Below are 22240 nucleotides of genomic sequence, written 5' to 3' on the forward strand. Positions count from 1 at the left end.
TACCGCTGCCGAGACCCGGTTATTTGGCGCCCGAACCCGGCTTTGTCATGTTGGCATGCTGGTGGGCCAGCACGCTGGCCGGCGTGACATTGGCGACAGCCGCCTGCACCTTGTTCTTCCAGCCGCTGACGACGTCGCCTTCGCCATCCATCATCGCGTCATAGCCGATCCGCGCGACTTCGCCGGCATCATCCTTCTTCGCCTGGCCGATCGATGTATCGAGAAGGTCGGCGCGCCGGAAGAATTCGGTCTCGGTCGCTCCCGGCATGAGGCAGCTGACGGTGACGCCCGAGTCCTTCAACTCCTCCCGCAACGCAAAGGAAAAGCTGTTGATGAAGGCCTTGGTGCCGTTATAGACGGCCTGGTAGGAGCCGGGCATGAAGCCCGCGATCGAGCCTGTCAGTAGGATGCGGCCTTCCCCGCGGCTGCGCATCTGATTGCCGATCTCATGGATGAGATAGATCGTTCCGGTGATGTTGGTGTCAACGACCTTGCGCGCCGCGTGGAAATCCTGGTCGAGGAAGGCCTTGCCGAGGCCGCGCCCGGCATTGGCCATCAAAAGGTCGACCGAGCGGCCGCTGGCGGTGATGCGCTCGACGAGCCGGTCGACGCCTTCAAGCGTCGAAAGATCGGCTTCGACGGCGTCAACCGATGTGCCGAATTCCCTGAGATGTGCGGCAGCCTGGTTGATGCGTTCCTCGTCGGCGGCGATGATGAGATCATAACCATCCTGCGCCGCGCATTTTGCCAGTTCATAGCCGATGCCGGTCGATGCGCCGGTGACGACGGCAAGGCCTCCATCTGATTCATGATCAGCCATGATGTTTCCCTTTAAGGTTTCAGAACGACTTTGATGCATCCGTCCTGCTTATCCCGGAAGGTCTTGTAGAGTTCGGGACCATCTTCCAGCGTGCCGCGGTGCGTGATGACGAAGGAGGGGTCGATTTCGCCCTTCTGGATCCGGTCCATGAGGATCGGCAGGTAATGCTGGACCGGTGTCTGCGCCATTTTGAACGTGAGGCCGCGATTGATTGCAGACCCCATCGGGATCTTGTCGAGAAAACCGCCATAGACGCCGACGATCGAGACCGTGCCGAAGTTGCGGCAGCAGTGGATGGCCTGGCGCAGCACATGCGGCCGGTCGGTACCCATGAACAATGCGACCTTGATGCGGTCGAGGCGGGAATCCCAGCTGGCGGCGGCCTCGGCCTCTGTTCCCACGGCGTCGACGCAGGCATCCGCACCGCGGCCATTGGTCAACGCCATGATTTCGTCGTAGATGTCCTTGTCCAGGAAATCGAGCGTGATGGCTCCGGCCGCTCGTGCCAGCGCCAGCCGCTCAGGCACGGTGTCGATGGCGATCACGCGCTCGGCGCCGAGCAGAAAGGCCGAGCGTATCGCCATCTGGCCGACCGGACCGCAGCCCCAGATCGCGATCGTATCGCCGGGCTGGATATTGCAGAAGTCGGCGGCCATGTAGCCGGTCGGGAAAATATCGGACAGGAACAGCACCTGCTCGTCGGAGAGCCCTTCCGGCACCTTGACCGGCCCGACATCGGCATAGGGCACGCGCAGATATTCCGCCTGCCCGCCGGCATAGCCGCCGAGCAGATGCGAGTAGCCGAAAAGACCGGCCGGCGAATTGCCCCAGAGTTTCGTCACCTTCGATCGGTCGGGATTGGATCGTTCGCAGCCGGAATAGAAGCCGCGCTTGCAGAAGAAGCATTCGCCGCAGGAAATGGTGAAGGGCACGACGACGCGGTCGCCGACTTTGAGCTTGCTATTGTCCCTGCCGACCTCCACCACTTCGCCCATGGTCTCGTGGCCCATGACGTCGCCGCTGTGCATGTCAGGCATGACGCCGTCATAGAGATGCAGGTCGGATCCGCAGATCGCGCAGGCCGTTACCTTGATGATCGCGTCGCGCCCGTCTTCGATCTTGGGATCGGGGACACTGTCGCATCGGATGTCATGTTTGCCGTGCCATGTGAGCGCTCTCACGGTGTTTTCTCCTCGGCCAATCCATCGATGGCGCTCCAACCCCAGCTTTGACGAAATGTTCCCGACAGGGAGGCTGCTCGCCTGGCCGGGTTAAAACGCGAGCCGCGCCGGCGGAACCAAGGGTGTGATGCCAAGTTCCTTCCTCAGCAAGCCGGGCAACTGCGCGCCCCAGCGCCGGCAACCCCCACGTTCGAGAAGGAGAGTCTCATGACTTCGCCCAAACATGCCAAGTCAACCAAGCCGACGAACAAGGACAGTACCGACGATCCGGGCATCGGTCGCTCGCGCGGCATCGTCTCGCCGCCAGATGACGAAGCTCTTCAGGCGGACAATACGGTCGAAGGCGATACCGCCAACGCTACGACACCCCAGGGCGGCGTCGACCCGCGTCATCGCGGGCGGACCAACAAATAGCGGCGGCGAAACATTCAGAGTTCGATCAGCGCATAGGGTTTGCCGGTCGGCTTTTCGATATGCGCAGCTACATTGTAGACAGGGGCGCCGCCTGGGGTGCGACCCTCATAGGAGCCGCGATGGGCGTGGCCGTGCACCACGGCATCGACGCGAAAACGGTCGATGGTTTCGGCCAGTCGTGAAGAGCCGAGAAACGGATAAATCTCCAGAGGCTCGCCCGCCACGGTTTCGGCGATCGGGGCGTAGTGCAGTACGACGAGCGAGCGATCGGCGCGAACCTGCCGCATCGCATTTTCGAGCCGCATCGATTCCTCGACGCTTTCGGCAACCATCGCCTTGATCGCCGCCTCGCCGAACGAACCGAGCATATGGCGGCCGAAGCCGCCGGCAAATCCCTTGACGCCGACGAAGCCGACGCCGGCGACTTCGGCGGCTTGACCGTTCAGCAGCTTTACCCCGACATCGGTCAGAATCTTGCAGACTTCGTCGACATGCCCGCTTTCGTGATCGTGATTGCCGAGGACCGCGACCGTCGGCACGGTGCAATGGCGCAGATCGCTTGCGAGCAGTTCGGCTTCTTTCGGCTTGCCGAGATCGGTCAGATCGCCGGCGATGACGAGAACGTCGGCCACCGAGGAAATCTCGGCGAAGAGATCCTTGTAGGATTTTGCGCCGTCCTCCGTCACGTGAAGGTCGGCCACCGCCGCAATTCGCACGCTTTTTCGCTGATCGTCCATTACGCTTCTCCTAATCTCCTCGTAGCTCACCTTCGCCGCCGACATCGGCAAAGCCCCATTCCTTCACATCGATTTCGAAATCGACGCGCGAATACATCCGGCCGCGGCATATCTTCATCTGCGGAAGCGGCAGCTCCTGCTGCGCCTTGATCCGGTCCAGAAGCTCCTCCAGCAGCCATTGCGGAATCTTGTCGCGCTCGGTCGGGTAGATCCATCTGAAATTGAGGAGATGGATCAGGAGGACTTCCCAATGAACTTCGAGATAGGCGAGCAGCTTGCGCCAGTCGATCTGGTCATGCGCCTTGAGGATGACATGGGCGATATCGGCGCCGTCGTAGCGGTGGCGCAATTGCACGAAGCATTTCGACCAGATCAGTTCGGTCGGGCTTACGATCCTCACCGTATGACCGCACATCTCGACCTTGCGCGCGTCCTCGAACCAATCGTCGCCGACAGGCATGGTCCCGTTGGAAGAAGCAAAGATCACGTCGAAGAAATGATGGCCTTTCAGGACCTTCCCGAGCCAGCGCTCGTCTTCCACTTCGACGGCGTAACCCTTTGATTTGAAATGTCCGAGTATGCGCGCGTAGTCGCCCGCCTTGCAAAAAATGTCGAAATCCTTGGTCTGCCGCGAGATGCCGGTATAGGCGCAGACGGCATAAGTGCCGGCGACCAGGAAAGGGATGTGGGATTCGGCAAGCTCGCGAACCACTTCCGTCACGAACGGTTCGGCGTCTGGATCGATCAGTTGCGGAACCGCCTTCACTTTCATCAGCATGTCATCGTCGTCACCCTTGCCAGCATTTTTCGCGGTCATCGTCGATCCCTGTGTTGATACGCTCAGCAACACGTGGAGGGGCTTGATGTTCCCGGGCGCCCTCGTTTGCGCGAAACCAGTCGGTGCTTTCCGGAACTTCGCTATCGCCTTGTCGTTTGGACCATGAGACGCACCTCCGCGTCCGAGGAATTCAAGAATTGAATTTGGAGGATGAGATGGACAGGCAAGTGCGGAGAGACGAGACGATTGCCGAAAGCGGTTTCGGGATACCCGGCGACGACTGGATGCTCGAGGCATCGGATGGGGAAACCCATCGCGTAAAGGCTTCGCTGCTGCGCGATCGCCTCGACGATCTCAAGGACGAACTTGATAAACAGACCGATCTTGCGCAGAGGGACGCGCCGTGAGCGACGCCAGAAAAGGCAGGAGCGTGGCCTCGGGAGTAAGGCATGACAATTCGAAGCCGTCGCGGCGGATGATGATATTCGTCATCACCATATTTCTCATCGCCTGTCTTCTGGCCCTGGCCTTTATGGTGATTACGCATCCAGGCGAACCCGATGAGGAAGCACCGGCGCCGGCAACGGAGCAGGTACGATGACCGAGAATTCGGATAAGGACCCCATTCAGCGGCCATCGTCGTCCCCCGAGGGGAAAAGGACCAGGCTCAATGCCGGCAGAATAGCGCTGATGCTGGTCGGCACCGTTGCCGTCGTCGCATTCATCCTTTATGCGACGATCGTCTTCTATGGCCTCGTCAAGGGTTCCTAGGTTTCGGCGCTACGCCGTTGCGATAGCCACTGAACCGCTCGCTCCCGGGATCGCGTGAGCCGCGTCAGCGCGGTTAGATTTGATGGGGAGCGTCGGCTTCAACTTCCGCGTAGAGCTGCCCGCACAGCGTCAGCGATCCGCGCATCGCCGCGACGCGATCTTCGGCATCCTCGGACGAATAGGCCCAAATGTCGGTTGCCCAAGTCTTGCCGTCCATCTCGTATTGCAGGGCGAACCTGTAAAGCCGCCGGCCGTCGATGCCGGTCGTCACGAAAGCTGCATCTGGATCGTCATGACCGGTCCGAATTCTGTTGAAACTTATAACATTCACAACATGCTCCCTGGGTGCGCGTCCGCCGGCTCCCAAGGAGCCGCTTTTCCAGAGCTAACCAAATCGATCGGCTTTCGTTCCCGTATCGCCTAGGGGCGAGGGTATTGGTTCGATCGCAACGTCTTGCCGGATGCCGCATCGAAGAGATGAAGCTTCTCCGGCCGTGGGGCTATCGTGACGGCCTGACCCGGATCAAAATCGTGGCGTTCCGTAAACACCGCGACAAGCTCGCCAGGGCCATAGCGCAGGAACACCATCGTTTCGTGGCCGGTGGGTTCGGTGACGGCGACCGTCGCTTTCAGGCCGGTGTCGGCGAGCGACAAATGTTCGGGCCTTACGCCCAGCAGCACGGCTTGCCCGTCCACGGCTTCCGGCGTGAAGCCGAGCGCAATCTCGTCGCCGGACTCGGTGACGAAGATCGCCCCATCGGCCTTGTAGCGGCCCTTCAGCAGATTCATCGACGGCGAGCCGATGAAGGTTGCGACGAAGGTGTTGCCGGGGCGGTCGTAGAGTTCCAGGGGCGTGCCGATCTGTTCGACCTTGCCGCCCTGCATCACCACGATCTTGTCGGCCATGGTCATCGCTTCGACCTGGTCATGGGTGACATATATGGTCGTGGTTCTCAGCCGCTGATGCAGCTCCTTGATCTCCTTGCGCATCTGCACGCGCAGCTTGGCATCGAGGTTCGAGAGAGGCTCGTCGAACAGGAACACCTGCGGCGACCGGACGATGGCTCGACCCATCGCGACGCGCTGACGCTGGCCGCCCGAAAGCTGACGCGGATAACGGTCCAGATAGGGCACGAGGTCGAGTGTTTCGGCCGCCGCCTGCAGGCGCTGCTTGATCACGTCGGCCGGCTGCTTCTGCAGGCGCAACGCAAAGACCATGTTTTCGGCGACGGTCTTGTGCGGATAGAGCGCATAGCTCTGGAAGACCATCGCGATGTCGCGGTCCTTCGGCGGCAGATTGTTGACGACCTTTCCGCCGATCGAAATGCTGCCGGCGGTGATGCCTTCGAGCCCCGCGACCATGCGCAACAGGGTCGACTTGCCGCAACCGGACGGACCCACGAGCACCACGAACTCGCCGTCGCGAATTTCGATATTGACGCCATGTAGAACATCCATGGCACCATAGGCCTTGCGCGCCCCTGAAATATTGACCTCAGCCATGTGCCTCCCACTTGCTTTCCGGCCCCTGAGCAGCGTCAGGGTTGTGCATGCCTTGCCGCGTATTTCAGATCATCTGCCGGGCAGATGCCCCTCGGCGCCTGATTGGAAATACGTGTCAAACCTCCTCCGTGAAACGTTTCATTTCTTGTTGACTTTTTCACCGAGCCGTCTGATCCTCCGCGGCGAGACCGGGAGGAGCGGTTTCAAGCAGAATATGAAACGTTTCATTTTTCTGCTTACCAGATAGTTCTGCCCCAGGCCAGTCCTAAATGGCTGGAGCCAGGCCGGGTCGGCCGGCGGTAGCGCAACGAAACGTGGAGGAAGACATGAAAGTCGAAATATACGATGCATTGATGCGCCGTCAGGCCAGTCGCCGCGACGTCCTGCGTGGAACGGCGAGTGCCGCGGCTCTGCTCGGCCTGTCCGGCGCAATGGGCGGGATTCCCGGCACGGCATTTGCGGCCGATGATCTGCGCGCCCAGATCCTGCAGATCCCCGGCGTCGGCAAGGGCTCGCCAACGGACGCAGACTGGCAGAAGGTCGGCGAGCTCTGCCTCGGCCCGACCAAGGCCAATGTCAAGGAGGGCGAATTCGCCGGTGTCGAGCTGACCTTCATGGGGCTCAACAACCAGAACCTCCACAACTTCTTGTTCCGCGGCTTTCTGAAGCCGTGGGAAGCCTATACCGGCGCCAAGATCAACTGGATCGACCTTGCCCAGGCCGACTACAACGCCCGCCTCCAGCAATCGATCGCAACCGGCACGGTTGATTTCGACATTCTGGAAATGGGCGCGCCCTTCGAGGGCGACACCGCCGGGCGCGGGCTTCTCGACGAGATGCCGGACTGGGCGGCAAAGCAGATCGAAGCCGACGACCTGGTGAGCTACCTCAAGCCGCCGGTCGGCACCTGGGACGGCAAGACCTATCGCGTCACGATCGACGGCGACTGCCACACCTTCGCTTACCGCAAGGACTACTTCGGCGAGGGCTCGATCAGCGGCATGGCCGAGCCGCCGAAGACCTGGCAGGACGTCAACGCGGCATCCAAGGCGCTGATCGGCAAGACCGATCCGCTGACCGGCCAGCCGGCCTATGGCTATCTCGATCCGCTGAAAGGCTGGGGTGGCTTCGGCTTCTATTTCATCGAGAACCGCGCAACCGCCTATGCCAAATATCCGGGCGACCCGGCTTGGCTGTTCGATCCCGAAAACATGAAGCCGCTGGTCAATAACCCCGCATGGGTCCAGGCGATCCAGGACGTGCTCGATCTGATCGCGGCCAAGGCCTATCCGGCCGATCAGATCAATGCGGACCCCGGCACGACCGCTTTTTCTCAGTTCCTGGCAGGCACCGGCGCAATGCTGATGTGGTGGGGCGACGTCGGCTCCAGCGCGCGCACCTCGGACACATCGGTCGTCGGCGATGTGGTCGGCTTCGGCATCAACCGCGGCTCCAACCGCGTCTACAACCGCAAGACCGGGCAATGGGAAGACAAGTATAACGAAGCGCCGAACATGGCCTATCTCGGCTGGGGCATCTACGTCACCAAGCAGGTCTCCGGCGACGAGAAGAAACGCAAGGCGGCCTGGTCCGCCGCCGCCCATCTCGGCGGCAAGGATCTGTCGCTGTGGACCTCGGCCTATCCCTCCGGCTTCCAGCCCTACCGTCAGTCCAACTTCAACTATGACGAATGGGAAAAGGCAGGTTACGACCGCGCCTATATCGAGGACTATCTGGGTTCGAACGCCGACAGCTACAACCACCCGAATGCTGCGATCGAACCGCGTATCCCGGGCATCTTCCAGTATTACTCCGTGGCCGAGGACGAGCTGGCAAAGGGCTTTGCCGGGCAGTACAAATCGGCGCAGGAGACCGCGGATGCGATCGCCGCCGCCTGGGAGAAGATCACCGACCAGATCGGCCGCGACAGCCAGCTGAAACTTTACCGGGCGAGCCTCGGGCTCTGACCGGTTGACTAAAACGCGCTGGCGGAAGCGATTTCGCCAGCGCCCATTCTGTCCGGGCGAGGAATATCATGTCGACAGTCGAAGGCGACCTGCTTCACACGGTCGAAGCCGGCTCCATTTCCGCGAGCCGACGCTTCTGGGGCCGCGCGGCTCTGTGGCTGAGCGCCCTGTGGTTCATAGCGTCGTTCGCATTGCAGGGTGCCCATGAACTGGGCTGGACCGGTTGGGGTTTTACGAACTGGCGGCCGGTACTCTATGCCTATTTTCTCTGGGCTGCGGTTCTGTGCGTCACCCGCGTCGTCATTTACGGCGAGGCGGGTAAGAAGGCGCTTTTTGTCCTGCCGGCCGCGCTTTTCGTCGTGTCGATGGTGGTGTTTCCATTGCTCTTTGCTCTCTGGATCGGCTTTTCCGACTGGAACCTCGCCTCCTCGGCCGGGCGGCGTTTCAACGGGCTCGACAATGTCCGCCGGATGATCGCCGATCCATTCTATGCCAACGCTCTCTTCAACATGATCCTCTACTGCCTGGCGATCGCGATCGAATATGCGATCGCCTTTGGCCTGGCGCTGCTCCTCAACCAGGAAATCCTTGCCCGCAAATTCTGGCGCGTTACCTTCCTCGTGCCCTTGATGCTATCGCCGGTCGCGGTGAGCTGGATGGTCGGCAAGTCGATGATGGAAACCCGTTTCGGCCCGGTCGCGCGCTTCGCCCGCTGGCTCGGCTGGGAAAATCCCTCCTTCTTCGGTGATCCGCTGACGGCGCGGCTTTCGATCATGATCATGGACGCCTGGACCTTCATTCCCTTCATGATGATCATGCTGCTCGCCGGACTGCAGGCCCTGCCCAGGGAGGTGCTGGAGGCGGCCGAAGTCGATGGCGCGACCAAGTGGCAGCGCTTCTGGCAGGTCATTTTCCCGCTGATGCTGCCGGTGTCGGTGACGGCGGTGATGATCCGCATCATCTTCAAGCTGAAGCTGGCCGACATCATCATCACGGTAACATCTGGCGGTCCCGGCGGGGCGACCGATTCTGTCACCAGCTTCATCTATCGCGAATACCGCGACCGTTCGAATGTCGGCTATGGAACCCTGCTCGCGCTCGTCTATCTCGTGATTATCGTCATCGGCATGACGGGACTGATGAAGATTTCGGACCGTATCGTGAAGCGGATGACGGGGAGGCTCTGATGGTTCGTATCGATCTCGAAAAATACGGACGGGCGCAGCGCATTCGCTGGTGGGCCATGCGTTTCGCGGTTTACGGCCTGCTCGTCATCTGGGCTTTCGTCTGCATCTTCCCGCTGTTCTGGACGGTATCGACCTCGTTCAAGACGGCCGCGGATGTCATGCGCGGCAATCTGATCCCCTGGTTCAACTTCGCGCCCAGCTGGCTCGGCTGGCGCTCGCTCGGGCTCTCCCCGGATACGGCCTTCCAGATATCGACGGTGCGCGACGAATTCATGCGCAGGCTCTGGAACAGCGTCATCATCTCGGTCACGGCATCCGCCCTTGCGGTCGTGCTCGGATCGCTCGCGGCCTATGGCCTCAGCCGCTTTTCCTATAAATTCGGCCATATGCGCAATTCGGACATTTCATTCTTCTTCCTGTCGCAGCTGATCATGCCGCCGGTCGTTCTCGCCCTGCCGTTCCTGGTTCTCTACAAGGAGCTGGCGCTGCTGGACACCTATGTGGGCATGATCGCCGTCTACACGCTGATGGTCCTGCCGATCGTCGTCTGGATCATGCGCGATCAGTTCGCTACCGTGCCGGTGGAGCTGGAGGAGGCCGCTCTGGTCGATGGTCTGTCGGTCTGGGGCGCGTTCGCCCGCATCATCGTGCCGCTCGTTCTGCCGGGCATGGTTGCGGCGTTCCTGCTGGCGCTGATCCTGTGCTGGAACGAATATTTCTTCGCCGCGTTGCTGACCTCGACCAATACCAATACGCTGCCGGTGATGATCGCAAGCCAGACAGGCAGCCAGGGCATTAACTGGTGGTCGATGGCAGCACTTTCCACCGCCGGCATCCTTCCGCTTGTTATCGTCGGCGTCGTGCTGGAAAAGCACATCATCGCCGGAATGACGGCAGGAGCGGTAAAATAGCCGCGGGACGCTCGAACATGCCAAGGATGCCCACAGTCAAGGATGTCGCCGAATATGCCGGTGTATCCGTGGGCACGGTTTCGCGCGTGCTGTCGGGCGAAGCCGCGGTCAAACCCGCTCTGCGCGAAAAGGTCAACGAGGCCATTTCCGCGCTCGGTTACCGGCCGAACGTGACCGCCAGAGCGCTACGCACCAGCAGAACCGATGTCATCGGCCTCATCGTTCCCGACATCACCAATCCGTTCTTCTCGCAGCTTGCCGCAAGCGTCGAGCGCGCGGCGCTCGAACGTGGGCACAGCCTCATGCTGGCGAGCTCGCATGACGATCGCGGGGCGGAGGAGAGCCACGTCCTGGCGTTTCTCGACCGGTCGGTGCGCGGCGTCATCGTGGTGGCTTCGAGCGATGGTCCGGGGCTTCATCTGGAGACAGCGGTTCCGATCATATCGCTGGACCGGCGCTTCGGCGCCTTTCCGCTGGTGTCGACCAACCATACGCGGGCGGCCGCGCTGATTGCGGATCATCTCTATGAGCTGGGCCATCGTCACATCGCCTACATTGCCGGGCCGCCCGACACCGAGGCCGGGCGCATGCGCAAGGAAGGCTTCGTCCGCCGTATCGGCCGGCTCGGCAAAAAAGGCGACCCGGTCGAATTGGAAATCGCCTACGGCAAATTCGATTATGAATCCGGCGAGAGAATTGCCCGCGACCTGCTTTCGCGCTCGCCACAGGATCGGCCGACGGCGATTGCGGCGGCCAGCGACCAGCAGGCCATCGGGGCGCTGCGGACGGCGCGCGATCTCAAGATCGACGTGCCGCGAAAGCTGTCGGTCACGGGTTTCGACGACATTTCGCTCGCCAATCTCGTCGTACCGCGGCTGACGACGATACGCCAGCCGGCCGACATGCTGGCGCGGCGCGCGGTCGGCCTTCTCCTCGAGGAGCCATCGAGCACGGATGACGAGATGGTGGACGGATCGCTGATCGTGCGTGGTTCGAGCGGCCCATGTCCGCAGCCCAAGCCGGATACTCCAAGGCACAGGAATTGAAGCAAGGCCGGCACTGCGGCCGCCAGAAAGGGATGGAAGGATCAATGCTCAAGGGAATCAGGGCCGAACTCAACGGCGACATTCTTCAAGCGCTCAGCAATATGGGACACGGAGACTATCTCGTCGTCTCCGACATGAATTTTCCATCGGATTCGATCGCCCGTCAGACGCGTCTGGGCAGGCTCCTGACAATGGAAAACATTCCGGCGCCGCAGGCGATCGACGCGATCCTGTCCGTCTTCCCGCTGGACACGCCGATCCAGCCTTCGGCGGGCCGCATGGAGGTGATCGGCAAGCCGGATGAAATTCCGCCAATCCAGCAGGAAGTGCAGGCCATCGTCGATCGCGCCGAAGGCAAGCCGTCGCCCATGTATCCCGTCGAGCGCATGGCGTTCTATGACATCGCCAAAAAAGCCTATTGCGTGATCGCCACGGGCGAGCTGCGGTTCTACGGATGCTTCCTTTTGACCAAGGGCGTCATTCCGGCGGAGGATGCTCTGAGATGAGCGCGAAAAGCGGAATTGTCATTCTCGGCATTTTTGCCGCCGACACCGCCTATAAGGCAAAGCGCCTGCCGCATATCGGCGAGACGCTGCTGGGATCGGGTTTCACGCTGGGGCCGGGCGGCAAGGGTTCCAATCAGGCGATTGCCGCGGCAAAGGCCGGCGGCAAGGTGAGCTTCATTTCGCGGGTCGGCAACGACCCGTTCGGGGAGATGGCGCTTGCCGCCTATGCGGCGGCCGGCGTCGAAGCCAGGGTGATGAAGATGGACGGCGTTTCGTCAGGGGCTGCCTTCATCTTCGTCGACGAAGTGAGCGGCGACAACGCCATCATCGTCGCGCCGGGTGCTGCGGGCCTTATCGGCATCGAAGATATCGACGCGAACCGGGCGGAGATCGAAAGCGCCGCCATTTTCATGACGCAGCTCGAACAGCCGCTGGAGGCGGCGATCCATGGCTTGTCCATGGCCAAGAGGGCAGGGGTCACGACGATCTTCAACCCCGCGCCTGCTCAGGCCATTCCGGACAGCGTCTATGGCTTGTGTGATTTCATCGTTCCCAATGAGGTCGAGGCAGCCCAGTTGGTGGGACATGCGATCGAAACGGATGAACAGGCGCGGGCGGCGGCCAAAACGCTGGTCGATCGCGGAGCGAGAGCGGTGATCATCACGCTCGGAGCACGAGGCGCATTTTACCACGCGGCCGGGCAGAGCGAACTCGTACCTGCCCTGTCTGCGGGCAATGTCGTCGACACGACGGGAGCCGGGGACGCTTTCCTCGGCGGCTTCGCGACGGCGATTTCCGAAGGACGCGCGCCGATCGAGGCCATCCGCTTCGGCTGCGCGACGGCGGCGATCGCCGTGACACGGCCGGGCACGGCGCCCGCCATGCCGTCCCGGTCCGAAATCGACGCCTTGCTGCGTTCCCAGTAATTCAAGGCCGCGAGCGGGAAGCGGCGAGGGTGACTTCGCCGTTCTCTTCGCCGTCCCAATATTGAATCGATGACGCCGACACCTTGATCAGCACGAGGCCAGGCGTGTCGATCCCTTCGGGAAACCAGCGCTCGAGATCGGCAACCCAGTGTTCTTCGAAGGCGGCCTTGTCGCGCACCAGCGATGCGATGCCTTCGATCGCAATGAAGATGCCGGGCTTGCCAAGCAGGCTGGGCGGCGCCGTGAACGTCAGCGACACATCCTTATTGCCTTCGATTTCGGCAATCTTCCGGGTTTCCTCGTAGGAGAAGAACCAGGAGTCGCCATCATATTCGACGTCGCCGTTATTGCTCATCGGCCGGCTTGAGATACGGCCGGATCCTGCCTGCGTCGAAAGCATGCAGAAGTCGATCTTCTTCAGGTGCGACGCGAGGTCTTCAAGTGTCATGGACGCCATTTTTCATCTCCCACGTTTGGACCTAGGGATAGCGTGCAGGCTCGGAGTTTGTTCCCGTCCGAGCCGCCGGATCGTCCGTGATGACCGTCCCCAATGCGGCTGTCGCCGGCTCAGGGTATTTGCGCGCCTGTCGTGGCGACGTAGACCGAATAGAGCGAGCGTGTCGCGGCGATGAACAGGCGGTTGCGTCCGGGGCCGCCGAAGGTGAGGTTTGCGACGGTCTGCGGCACGCGGATCTTGCCGATCAGTTTTCCGGTCTGATCGAAGCAATGGACGCCATCGCCGGCACTGGACCAGAGGTTGCCATTGACGTCGGTCCGGATGCCATCGGGAATGCCGTTGTCGATGTGGCAGAAGACGCGGTCGTTGGCGAGGCTTCTGCCATCGACCATGTCGAAGGCGCGGATGTGACGCGGCAGGCTTTCGTCGTGGCTGGCCGCCGAGTCGGCAATGTAGAGGATCGTCTCGTCGGGCGAAAAGGCGAGGCCGTTCGGCTGGATGAAATCCGTGACGACGGCTGTGAACTCGCCGGTCGCCGGATCGAGCCGGTAGACGTTGCGGGTCGCCTGCTCGGGCTCGGCCTGGTAGCCTTCATAATTCGACATGATGCCGTAGGTGGGATCGGTGAACCAGATCGTGCCGTCCGATTTCACCACCACATCGTTCGGCGAGTTGAGCCGCGCGCCATTGAAACGGTCGGCGAGCATGGTGATCGAACCATCGACTTCGGTCCGCGTGACGCGCCGCCCGCCATGTTCGCAGGAAATGAGCCGGCCCTGCCGGTCGCGCGTATGGCCGTTGGTGAAGTTGGAGGGCTGCCGGTAGACGGAGACCCCGCTCTCCGGCGTCCATCGCAGCATGCGCTGGTTGGGAATGTCGCTCCACAGAAGCTGGTTGGCATCGTTGAACCAGACCGGACCCTCCGCCCAGCGGCAGCCTGAATGGAGTTCGTCGAGGCCGGCGCTCGTCACGATCAACTGCCGGAAGCGCGGGTCGTGGATTTCGTAGATGCTGGCCTCGGCCATGTCGGTCTTCCCGTTTATCGCATGCCCGCCCGGCGGCCGCCGGCGAGCATGATGACACTGATGATGATGAGGCCGGTCATGATGAGGCGGATGCCCGCGCCGACCCCGTAGGTGTTGAGCATGGAGACGACAAGGAACATGAAGAGCGATGCGCCCCAGATGCCCGGCACGTTGGAATCGCCGCCGGCGACCGCCGTGCCGCCGATCACCACGACGGCAATCGAGGTCAGCAGATATTCCGAGCCCATGTTAAGCGCCGCGCCGCCGGAGAAGCAGGCGAGCAGGTAGCCCGCGACGGAGGCGAGAACGGCGCAGAAGAGATAGGTGACGAAGCGCGTGCCGTCGACAGGGATGCCGGCCATGCGCGCGGCCGGCATGCTCTGGCCGATTGCCGAGATCCAGCGCCCGTAGATCGTCTTCTCCAGCAGGAACCAGGCGATGAGCGAGATGAGGAGTGCGACGATCGCCACATTCGGCACGCCGAGCGTGCTCGAGGTGGTGAATTCCGCAAGCCAGTTCGGGGGCTTGATACGCAGGCCGCGGTTCGTCCAGATCGCCGCGGACTGCACGATGAAGCTCACGGAAAGCGTGGCGATGATCGGCGGAATGCGCAGCGCCTTGATGAGCGCATAGTTGCAGAGGCCGACGACGAGGCCGATGAGGATGGCGACGAGAAGCCCCGGCAGGATCAGGCCGTTTTCGACATTCATCAGCTTCAGCGCCACCGTGCCGGCAAGCGTCATGGTGGCGGGAACCGAGAGATCGATATTGCCGGGACCGAGCGTGATGACGAACATCTGGCCGATGCCGACGATGACCGAGAAGGCTGCGAAGGTGAGTGCTGCCTGCGACAGGCCGAGCGTGCTGGCGCCGAGCGTCACCATGATCGTCAGGAACCAGACGACGAAGGCGGCAAGCCATGACCAGATCCAGGGTTTGCCGAACAGACGAAGGACATGGGTCATCGGCGCTTCTCCCGCTTCTCCAGGCGGTTCAGCATCAGGCGCAGCGCCAGCACGATGATCAGGATCGCGCCCTGGGCTCCGATCTGCCAGTCGGGCGAGATGCGCAGGAAGGACAGGAAGGAGCCGGCGAGCGTCAGCGTCAGCGCGCCGATCACGGCGCCGACGGGAGAGACGCGGCCGCCGATGAACTCGCCGCCGCCAAGGATCACGCCGGCGATCGACAGCAGCGTGTAGCGCAGCGCGATATTGGCGTCCGCCGAGGTCGTCAGACCGACGAGGGCGATACCGGCAAGCACGGCGAAGAAGCCGGCGAGACCGTAGGCTGCGGCGCGCGCCGCGACGATCGACCAGCCGGCGCGCTCGACCGAACGCTGGTTGCCGCCGATGCCGCGGATCAGCACGCCGAGCGAGGAGCGCATGACGAGAAGATGGGCGACGGCGGCGATGACGATGCTGGCGACGATCGCCATCGGCGCCAGCGGCGGCTTGACGGTCATCAGTGAGCGCACCCAGTCCGGCGCCTGGCCGCCCGGAGCCGGCAGCAGCAGGACGGCCAAGCCGCCCCAGACGAAGCTCATGCCGAGCGTCACCACGATGGAGGGCAGGTTGCGCAGATGGATGACGACGCCGAGGCCCGCATAGGCTGCGATAGCCCCCGTAAGGATCAGGACGCCCATGGCAGGATTATCGCGCAGGAAGGTGGCGCTGACGCAGGCGACGAAGCTGACGAAAGTGCCCATGGAGAGATCGAGATCGTTAACCGCCATGACGAGCATCTGGGCGATCGTCGCAAGCGCGATCGGCACAGCCAGGTTGAACAGCAGGTTGAGCCCGACATAGCTCATTGCGCGCGGCTGCAGCCAGAAGACGGCGGCGAGCAGCAGGGTCAGCGACAGCGCCGGAATGGCAAGACGCATGGTGTCGGACGAGAGCCGGAACGTCATGCGGCGACCCCTTCGAAGGAGGCGGCGATAATGTTCGTCTCGCTGACGGCCTCGCCGGCGAGTTCGGCCGTGATGCGGCCTTCGCGAAAGACGTAAACGCGGTCGCAGAGGCGCACTTCGTCCATTTCAGTCGAATACCAGATGAAGGTGCGGCCGCGCGAAGCCTCGTCGCGGATGATCGCGTAGACTTCCTGCTTGGTTCCGACATCGACGCCGCGCATCGGATCATCCATCAGGACGACGGGCGCGCGCGTCGCAAGCGCGCGGGCAAAGAGCACCTTCTGCTGATTGCCGCCGGAAAGCGACAATATGCGGTTTTCCATGTCGGGCGTGCGGATTTCGATCCGCCGCTTCCAGTCGGCGCCCTTGCTCTCCTCTTCGCCGGCGAGAATGAGGCCGCGCCGGGAGAGGTCGCCGAGCGAAGCGATGGAAAAGTTGCGCAGGATGCTCCAGAGTTCGAAGACGCCGTTGAGGCGGCGGTCGCCGGCGACGAAGGTGACGAGCGGATCGCGCTCCGGCAGCCAGTTGCCGGACTGGGCGGCGTGCAGCGCGAGCAACAGCTCCGTCTGCCCGTGGCCGGCAAGGCCCGCCAATCCGATGATTTCGCCCTTGCGGGCCGAAAAAGGGCGGCCCGCCGTCTGGTGGGAGAGAACGAGCGGTGCCGAGGACTGCTCGCGCGCCGGGCGCTGGCCCGTCTCCTCCTTCGCAACGGTGCCCATGGCCTCCACCAGCCCATGATGATCGAAGCCATGCGCCGGACGTTCGGCCACCACGCGGCCGTCCTTCATGACGATGATGCGGTCGGAGGTTTCGAGGACCTCGTGCAGAATGTGCGAAATGAAGATGACGGAGTCGCCGGCCGCGACGAAGCGGCGGACATGGTCGAGCATCTGGCGGGCAAGGCTTGCATCGAGCGACGAGGTCGGCTCGTCGAGGATCACCAGCCGCGGCGCAATACCGGCGTCGGAAAAGGCCATTGCGATCTCGACCATCTGCCGCTCGGCGATCGAAAGATCTCCGACGGCCCGGCCGCTGTCGATGCCGTGGCCGGGAAAGACGGTATCGAGGCTCTTTTCGATCACTCTTGCTGCACGCCTGCGCCAGCCGAAGCCGCCGAGATCGCGGTGCATGATGCGCGTATTCTCGATGATGGAGAGGTTGGGGCAGAGCGAAAGCTCCTGGAAGACGCAGCGCACGCCGCGGGCGCGCGCGGCGTTGATGCCGTATCGCTCCAGCCGCTCGCCATCGCTCGCCACACTTCCTTCATGGGGCGTCAGCCCGCCATTGATCACGCTGACGATCGTCGATTTGCCGGCTCCATTGTGTCCGACCAGCCCGACGCATTCGCCCGGCATGACGCGGAGCGTAACGCCATCGAGCGCCCTGACCGCGCCGAAGCTCACCTTGGCGCCATCGACGGCGATTACAGCCTTCAATACGTCATCCATGCTGCCTGCCACATCTGCTCGCAAGGAATGCCGCGCGGCCATTCGCGGCCGCGCGGCAATCGCCGGGAGATTATTTTGCCGACTCGATGACCTTGATCGCGTCTGCCTGCGTGTATTCGACGTTGGCAACGCCGCCGGCCTGGGTATTGGCGAGGTTCGTTTCGAGATTGTCCTGGTCGATGCGCAGGAAGGGCACGACGAGGTCCTTCTTGACCTGCTTGCCGTCGAGGATCTGCTGAGCGACCCAGAAGGCGAGCGTCGAAACGCCGGGTGCGATGGACACGGACATGGTCTCGTAGCCCTTGGCGTCCTTCTGTTCCTTCCACCATTTCAGCTCGTCTTCGCGGTTGCCCATGATGATGGTCGGCATCTTGCGGTCGGTCGCGGCGATCGCCTGCGCGGCGCCGTAACCGTCGCCGCCCTGCGTTACCACGCCGACGATCTCGGGCAGGCTCGGCAGGATGCCGGCAACCGCCTTCTGCGCCACGTCCTGCGCCCAGTCGCCATGAACGGAGCCGACGACCTTGAACTGCGGGAACTGCTTGACGCCCTCGTGGATGCCGGCCGAGATCTCGTCGTCGACGAAGACGCCGGCAAGGCCGCGAATCTCGAGCAGATTGCCGCCTTCCGGCAGCTTCTTCGACAGATACTCCACCTCGCTGCGGCCCATTTCCTTGAAATTGACGGCGATGCGCCAGGCGCAGGGTTCGGTCACGATGCCATCGAAGGAAACGACGGTGATGCCGGCATCGCAGGCTTCCTTGACGGCGCCGTTCAGCGCCGTCGGCGAGGCGGCGTTCAGCACGATGGCGTCATAGCCCTGCAGGATCATGTTCTGGATCTGCGCCGCCTGCTCCGTCGCCTGGTTTTCGGCGGTGGTGAAAGGGTCGGCTGCGGCAACGACGCCTGATTTCACGGCTTCGCCCGTCACCTTGCCCCAACTGGTCAGCATGGCCTGGCGCCAGGAGTTTCCGGCATAGTTGTTGGAAAGGGCGATCTTTTTGGCCGACGTGTCGGCAAAGGCGGATACGGGCATGGCGGCGCAAGCAATAGCGGCCGATGCCAGAAGCATCTTACGGATTGTCATGTCTTCCTCCCTCATGATCGCGCCGGTCGGCCGATCGCTTCACTCCTGCCGTTCAAGCGGGCCTAAGTGAAAATTGTTCTTGCACTGAGCTTCCTCCTCTCAGTAAGGGCAGGATGCGGGAGATCGGCCAGCCTGTACAGGGGCAAGGCGGCAAGTCGTTTGCGGGTTTTGCGAAACAAGCTGCGGGTTTACGCAAGACGGCGGCCCATCCGCGGGCGCTTACTGGGAAACGATCACGGCGGGTTGAGGAGCCTGTCGCGACGGGGAGGAACTGACAATGCTGCATCTCGCACCGGCAGCCCTGTTCGACCATTATCTCGGCATTTCCCGGCTGCTTGCCGGCCAGCTCGACTTCCGTTCGGCGATCCGTTCCGTCGCGGCCGAAGTCGCCCACATCATCCCGCACGATCATCTCGATGTGTGCGTGCTGCTCGAGGGCGGCAATTATCACACGGCCTATGAGACGGGCATCGAAACCGCCTGGGGCGAGATTGCCGGTGCGCCTGTCGTCAACAGCCCCATCCGCTCGCTGCTGCGGGGGGAGGTCGACTTCCTGCTCTCCGACGACGCGATGAAAGATCCGCGCTTTCATTTCGAGGGCGCCTTCAAGCGGCCGATCGTCGAACAATCGCTCAGGAGCCGCCTGCATGTGCCGATGAAGGTGCAGGGCACGATCATTGCGGCCCTTTCCTGCTCTTCTCACAGGGCGGGCGTCTATACGATGGAGGACGTCGAGCGCGCCCGGATCATCGCCGATCTTCTGACGCCTTATTTCTTCGCGCTGCAGGCGGCCGAGCAGGCGCAACGTTCGGCGATCGTGGAGGCCGAGGCCCGCGCCCGCGAGGAGGGGCTGCGGCAAGGCGCGCTGAAACTCACCGAAGCGCTGGAGCAGGAGCGGCAGCGCATCGGCATGGATCTTCACGACCAGACGCTTGCCGATCTGACGCGGCTTGCCCGCCGGATCGACCGGCTGTCGCGCAACGGCGAGGTGACGCCCGAGGCGCTCGAACCCGTTTCGCGGTCCCTGCAGCATTGCATGCAGGATCTGCGGCAGATCATCGAGCAGGCAAAACCCTCCGTCCTCCAGCTTTTCGGCCTCGCCCAGGCGATCGAGCACCATCTCGACCGATCGACCCGCGATACAGGGTCGGGCATCGAATGGGGCCTTGCCGACGAGACGAACGGCGCGCTGGAAAGGCTGGAGCCGAACGTCAGCGTTGCCTTGTTCCGCATCGCCCAGGAGGCGATCAACAATGCCGTGCGCCATGCCGCCCCGCTGGCGATCATGGTGCGGCTCGAAGCCGACGACGAGCAGCTGTCGATCGAAATCTCCGATGACGGGACCGGGCTTGCCAAGACGCGGGGACGGATCGGCGGCGGCATCGACAATATGAAGACCCGGGCGCGGCTGATCTCGGCGCGCTTCACGACCGGTCCCGGTCACAATAATCGCGGAACCGCGGTGCGCGTCGTGCTGCCGCTTGCGCCGAACGGCCCGACGGGCGAGCCAGACTGAGGAGAAAGCACGATGAAGGTTCTGATCGTCGAGGACGACCCGCTGCACCGGTCCTACCTGCACGAGGCGGTCAATGCCGCCTTGCCGGAATGCGATACGGTGATCGAGGCGGAAAACGGAACCGCCGGCGAAAAGCTCGCTCGGGACCACAAGTCCGCGCATATCGTCATGGATCTGCAGATGGCGAGCCGCAACGGCATCGAGGCGGCGCGCACGATCTGGAAGGAACGGCCGGAGACGCGCATCCTGTTCTGGTCGAATTATTCGGACGAGGCTTATGTGCGTGGCGTCTCGCGCATCGTGCCGGATGGCGCGGCCTATGGCTATGTGCTGAAATCCGCTTCCGACGAGCGGCTGAAGCTTGCGCTGCGCTCGATCTTTATCGAGAGCCAGTGCGTCATCGACCGCGAGGTGCGGGGCCTGCAGCAAAAGAGCCTCGGCCAGACGAACGGCTTTACCGATTCCGAATACGAGATCCTAGTCGACATCGCCCTCGGCCTGACCGACCGCGCCATCGCCAAACGCCGGGGCCTGTCGCTGCGCAGCGTGCAGAACCGCCTGCAGCAGCTCTACGACAAGCTCGACGTCTACCAGACCGCCGGCGACGACCACGAGGACGGCCGCTTCAATCTCCGCGCCCGCGCCGTCACCATCGCCTTCCTGCGCAAACTGCTGAACTACAGCGCCCTGGAACGGGCCGAGGCGGAGCTGCAGGAATGGCTTGACGGGAAGTAGTTTCTAGCGCGGCGGTAAACCCGTCGCGGTGTCCGAACCGGATAGATTGGTAACAGAACGGACCGTTTACATAGGTGACAGTTCTCTAAAGGCCGGGAGGACCGGCGATGGTTTGGAGAGAGACTGGCATCATGGAGGAGCGGTTGAAGTTTGTTGCGGCCTGTTTGTCCGGCGAGGAAACGATGGCGGGGTTGTGTGCGCTCTACGGGATATCGCGCAAGACCGGTTATAAATGGCTGGGGCGCTTTCAGGCGCGGGGGCCTGCGGGGTTAGCGGATCTGCCGCGGTCGCCGTTGAAGCACGGCCGGGCGACGGCGGCAGATCTAGTGGAGCGGATCGTGGCTGAGAAGGAGGCGCATCCGCTCTGGGGGCCGAAGAAGATCGTCGCCCGGCTGAAGCGGCAGCATCCCAAGGAGACTTGGCCGGCGGCCTCGACGGTGGGCGAGCTTCTGAAGCGACACGGGCTGGTGGGACGGCGCCAGACACGCTGGAAGGCGTGCGGCACCGGACCGTTCGCCGAAGCGGATGCGCCGAATGCGCTGTGGACGGCCGATCACAAGGGGTGGTTCCGGCTGGGTGACAAAAGCCGCTGCGAACCATTGACGGCAATGGATGCCAACAGCCGCTACATGCTTGGGCTTGAGGCAGTGCCGTCGACGGCTCAAAGCGAGGCCTGGCCGGTGTTCGAGCGGCTGTTTGATGAGTTCGGCTTGCCGCAGCGTCTGCGCAGCGACAATGGTGCACCCTTTGCCAGCGCCGGCGTCACCGGACTGACGCCGCTTGCCGTGCGCTTCATCAAGCTTGGCATCGTGCTGGAGCGGATCGCGCCCGGCAAACCACAGCAGAATGGCCGCCATGAGCGCTTTCATCTGACGATGATGCCGCTGGCCCGAGCGGCACGAGGCTGCCGCCAGGAGCAGCAGCAGGCCTTCGATGCCTTCCGGACCGAATATAACAGTGAGCGCCCGCATGAGGCGCTTGGCCAGACGCCGCCGGTCGAGCACTACAAGAAGAGCCTACGCCCGATGCCCGGTCACTGGCCCGAGCCGGACTATCCCGCCGAGGCGGCGGTCAGACGGGTGCGTCACAACGGCGAGATCAAGTGGAACGGCGAGACGATCTACGTCGCCCAGAGCCTGGTCGGCGAGCCGGTGGCGGTCGAGGAAACCGAGGACGGGCAGTGGACCGTGCGCTTCCATGCCCACCCGCTCGGCGTTATCGATCCCATCCACAATAAACTGCGCCGCCGCAGCAAGGGACCCGGTACCGGGTCCCTTGCTGCGGCGTCAACAACACCGGAACTGTAACCCATGTAT

General features: G+C 62.8%; 24 protein-coding genes. 12 read left to right on the forward strand and 12 right to left on the reverse strand.

Features of this window, described 5'->3' with window-relative positions; genetic code table 11:
- Nucleotides 1-19 precede the first annotated feature (19 nt).
- Both CO670_RS14740 and CO670_RS14745 read right to left on the reverse strand, forming a co-directional pair.
- On the reverse strand, nucleotides 20-820 hold the full coding sequence (locus tag CO670_RS14740; RefSeq protein WP_097590903.1) for an SDR family NAD(P)-dependent oxidoreductase: 801 nt from the start codon (nucleotides 818-820) through the stop codon (nucleotides 20-22).
- Nucleotides 821-831: 11 nt separating this feature from the next.
- On the reverse strand, nucleotides 832-2001 hold the full coding sequence (locus CO670_RS14745) for a zinc-dependent alcohol dehydrogenase (RefSeq protein WP_097590904.1): 1170 nt from the start codon (nucleotides 1999-2001) through the stop codon (nucleotides 832-834).
- Between the two features lie 207 nt (nucleotides 2002-2208).
- On the opposite strand from CO670_RS14745, the gene CO670_RS14750 reads away from it, so the two are divergent.
- On the forward strand, nucleotides 2209-2415 hold the full coding sequence (locus CO670_RS14750) for a hypothetical protein (RefSeq protein ID WP_097590905.1): 207 nt from the start codon (nucleotides 2209-2211) through the stop codon (nucleotides 2413-2415).
- A gap of 14 nt (nucleotides 2416-2429) precedes the next feature.
- Here the strand turns inward: CO670_RS14750 and CO670_RS14755 are convergent, their stop codons facing one another.
- Both CO670_RS14755 and CO670_RS14760 read right to left on the reverse strand, forming a co-directional pair.
- Nucleotides 2430-3152: a metallophosphoesterase gene (locus CO670_RS14755; protein ID WP_088678108.1), complete on the reverse strand. Its 723-nt coding sequence runs from the start codon at nucleotides 3150-3152 to the stop codon at nucleotides 2430-2432.
- A 10-nt stretch (nucleotides 3153-3162) separates the two neighbouring features.
- Entirely contained in the window at nucleotides 3163-3969 is an 807-nt protein-coding gene (locus tag CO670_RS14760; protein ID WP_097590906.1) for a nucleotidyltransferase family protein, read from the reverse strand.
- A 176-nt stretch (nucleotides 3970-4145) separates the two neighbouring features.
- On the opposite strand from CO670_RS14760, the gene CO670_RS14765 reads away from it, so the two are divergent.
- Together CO670_RS14765 and CO670_RS32940 are read left to right on the forward strand one after the other, a co-directional pair.
- On the forward strand, nucleotides 4146-4337 hold the full coding sequence (locus tag CO670_RS14765; protein WP_097590907.1) for a hypothetical protein: 192 nt from the start codon (nucleotides 4146-4148) through the stop codon (nucleotides 4335-4337).
- Nucleotides 4338-4527: 190 nt separating this feature from the next.
- The gene (locus tag CO670_RS32940; protein WP_176538935.1) at nucleotides 4528-4701 is read left to right on the forward strand and encodes a hypothetical protein; all 174 of its coding nucleotides are present in this window, start codon (nucleotides 4528-4530) and stop codon (nucleotides 4699-4701) included.
- 73 nt (nucleotides 4702-4774) lie between these two features.
- On the opposite strand, the gene CO670_RS14770 is transcribed toward CO670_RS32940, so the two are convergent.
- Both CO670_RS14770 and ugpC read right to left on the reverse strand, forming a co-directional pair.
- Nucleotides 4775-4972: a hypothetical protein gene (locus CO670_RS14770; protein ID WP_348628104.1), complete on the reverse strand. Its 198-nt coding sequence runs from the start codon at nucleotides 4970-4972 to the stop codon at nucleotides 4775-4777.
- A gap of 149 nt (nucleotides 4973-5121) precedes the next feature.
- A complete protein-coding gene (ugpC, locus tag CO670_RS14775) occupies nucleotides 5122-6204 on the reverse strand; it encodes a sn-glycerol-3-phosphate ABC transporter ATP-binding protein UgpC (RefSeq protein ID WP_097590909.1) in 1083 nt (360 codons plus the stop codon).
- Between the two features lie 326 nt (nucleotides 6205-6530).
- Here ugpC and CO670_RS14780 point away from each other — a divergent pair, with 326 nt between their 5' ends.
- The 6 genes from CO670_RS14780 to rbsK all read left to right on the forward strand — a co-directional run bounded on the left by CO670_RS14780 (nucleotide 6531) and on the right by rbsK (nucleotide 12747).
- A complete protein-coding gene (locus tag CO670_RS14780) occupies nucleotides 6531-8171 on the forward strand; it encodes an extracellular solute-binding protein (protein ID WP_097590910.1) in 1641 nt (546 codons plus the stop codon).
- Between the two features lie 68 nt (nucleotides 8172-8239).
- Nucleotides 8240-9358, forward strand: coding sequence for a sugar ABC transporter permease (locus CO670_RS14785; protein ID WP_097590911.1), 1119 nt, complete (start codon nucleotides 8240-8242; stop codon nucleotides 9356-9358).
- Complete coding sequence (locus CO670_RS14790) at nucleotides 9358-10269, forward strand: carbohydrate ABC transporter permease (RefSeq protein WP_097590912.1); 912 nt, start codon at nucleotides 9358-9360, stop codon at nucleotides 10267-10269. The genes CO670_RS14785 and CO670_RS14790 overlap by 1 nt, the downstream gene beginning before the upstream one ends.
- Before the next feature lie 17 nt (nucleotides 10270-10286).
- Nucleotides 10287-11315, forward strand: coding sequence for a LacI family DNA-binding transcriptional regulator (locus CO670_RS14795; RefSeq protein ID WP_097590913.1), 1029 nt, complete (start codon nucleotides 10287-10289; stop codon nucleotides 11313-11315).
- 44 nt (nucleotides 11316-11359) lie between these two features.
- On the forward strand, nucleotides 11360-11821 hold the full coding sequence (locus CO670_RS14800) for an RbsD/FucU domain-containing protein (protein ID WP_088678117.1): 462 nt from the start codon (nucleotides 11360-11362) through the stop codon (nucleotides 11819-11821).
- A complete protein-coding gene (gene rbsK, locus CO670_RS14805) occupies nucleotides 11818-12747 on the forward strand; it encodes a ribokinase (protein ID WP_097590914.1) in 930 nt (309 codons plus the stop codon). Before CO670_RS14800 ends, rbsK begins: the two co-directional genes overlap by 4 nt.
- A gap of 1 nt (nucleotide 12748) precedes the next feature.
- Here rbsK and CO670_RS14810 read toward each other — a convergent pair whose 3' ends face one another.
- From CO670_RS14810 to CO670_RS14835, 6 genes are all read right to left on the reverse strand, one after another.
- Complete coding sequence (locus CO670_RS14810) at nucleotides 12749-13204, reverse strand: pyridoxamine 5'-phosphate oxidase family protein (RefSeq protein ID WP_097590915.1); 456 nt, start codon at nucleotides 13202-13204, stop codon at nucleotides 12749-12751.
- Between the two features lie 110 nt (nucleotides 13205-13314).
- Nucleotides 13315-14229: an SMP-30/gluconolactonase/LRE family protein gene (locus tag CO670_RS14815; RefSeq protein ID WP_097590916.1), complete on the reverse strand. Its 915-nt coding sequence runs from the start codon at nucleotides 14227-14229 to the stop codon at nucleotides 13315-13317.
- A gap of 14 nt (nucleotides 14230-14243) precedes the next feature.
- Nucleotides 14244-15194: an ABC transporter permease gene (locus CO670_RS14820; RefSeq protein ID WP_097590917.1), complete on the reverse strand. Its 951-nt coding sequence runs from the start codon at nucleotides 15192-15194 to the stop codon at nucleotides 14244-14246.
- Nucleotides 15191-16138 (reverse strand): ABC transporter permease, encoded by a 948-nt coding sequence (locus tag CO670_RS14825; protein WP_097590918.1) that lies wholly within the window; start codon nucleotides 16136-16138, stop codon nucleotides 15191-15193. Before CO670_RS14825 ends, CO670_RS14820 begins: the two co-directional genes overlap by 4 nt.
- Nucleotides 16135-17586, reverse strand: coding sequence for a sugar ABC transporter ATP-binding protein (locus CO670_RS14830; protein WP_097590919.1), 1452 nt, complete (start codon nucleotides 17584-17586; stop codon nucleotides 16135-16137). Before CO670_RS14830 ends, CO670_RS14825 begins: the two co-directional genes overlap by 4 nt.
- Nucleotides 17587-17656: 70 nt before the next feature.
- A complete protein-coding gene (locus tag CO670_RS14835) occupies nucleotides 17657-18673 on the reverse strand; it encodes an ABC transporter substrate-binding protein (RefSeq protein ID WP_097590920.1) in 1017 nt (338 codons plus the stop codon).
- A gap of 277 nt (nucleotides 18674-18950) precedes the next feature.
- Here CO670_RS14835 and CO670_RS14840 point away from each other — a divergent pair, with 277 nt between their 5' ends.
- From CO670_RS14840 to CO670_RS14850, 3 genes are all read left to right on the forward strand, one after another.
- A complete protein-coding gene (locus CO670_RS14840) occupies nucleotides 18951-20189 on the forward strand; it encodes a sensor histidine kinase (RefSeq protein ID WP_097590921.1) in 1239 nt (412 codons plus the stop codon).
- Nucleotides 20190-20201: 12 nt separating this feature from the next.
- Nucleotides 20202-20924: a response regulator transcription factor gene (locus CO670_RS14845; RefSeq protein WP_097590922.1), complete on the forward strand. Its 723-nt coding sequence runs from the start codon at nucleotides 20202-20204 to the stop codon at nucleotides 20922-20924.
- A gap of 107 nt (nucleotides 20925-21031) precedes the next feature.
- The gene (locus CO670_RS14850) at nucleotides 21032-22231 is read left to right on the forward strand and encodes an integrase core domain-containing protein (protein ID WP_097590923.1); all 1200 of its coding nucleotides are present in this window, start codon (nucleotides 21032-21034) and stop codon (nucleotides 22229-22231) included.
- Nucleotides 22232-22240 lie beyond the last annotated feature (9 nt).

This window comes from Rhizobium sp. J15 (assembly GCF_002531825.1).
In the GTDB taxonomy this organism is placed as follows: domain Bacteria; phylum Pseudomonadota; class Alphaproteobacteria; order Rhizobiales; family Rhizobiaceae; genus Rhizobium.